Genomic DNA, 411 nt, shown 5'->3' with positions numbered 1-411 from the left:
GCACCGACCAAACACGACTAGGAGACGCACACAACCGAGAAGCAATGAAAAGCGGCGCAAGGGAGCAGAGAGACAAAGAAGATGAAGAGAATAGGAAAGAGGAAGAGGGGAGGGGGAGGGAGGAGAGGAGAAGGAGAAAAAAGAGAGAGAAAAAGAAGAGAGAGAGGAGGAAGAGGAAGAGGGGGAGAAGAGAAAGGGAGAAAGGAGAGGGGGAAAGAAGAGGGGGAGGGAAAGAAAGGAAAGAGAGAGGAGGAGGAGGGGGAAGAAGAAGGGGGAAAGGGGAGGGAGGGAAAGGAAGGAAAGGAGGAGGAGGGGGGAAGGAAAAGGAGGAGGGAAAGGAAAGGAGAGAAGAGAAAGGAAAGAAGAAGAGAAGAGAAAGAAGAAAGGAAGAGGGGAAGAAAGAGGTATAGG

General features: G+C 51.3%; 1 protein-coding gene. It reads left to right on the top strand.

Features of this window, described 5'->3' with window-relative positions; translation table 11 throughout:
* On the top strand, positions 1-410 hold a 410-nt coding region (locus SPHN_RS18340), incomplete at its 5' end, for a hypothetical protein (RefSeq protein WP_248525280.1).
* Position 411 lies beyond the last annotated feature (1 nt).

Source organism: Sphingomonas faeni (genome assembly GCF_023195535.1).
Taxonomy (GTDB): Bacteria; Pseudomonadota; Alphaproteobacteria; order Sphingomonadales; family Sphingomonadaceae; genus Sphingomonas; species Sphingomonas faeni_B.
Note: the sequence above shows the minus strand (reverse complement) of the source record. Positions and strands in the feature narration are given on the sequence as shown.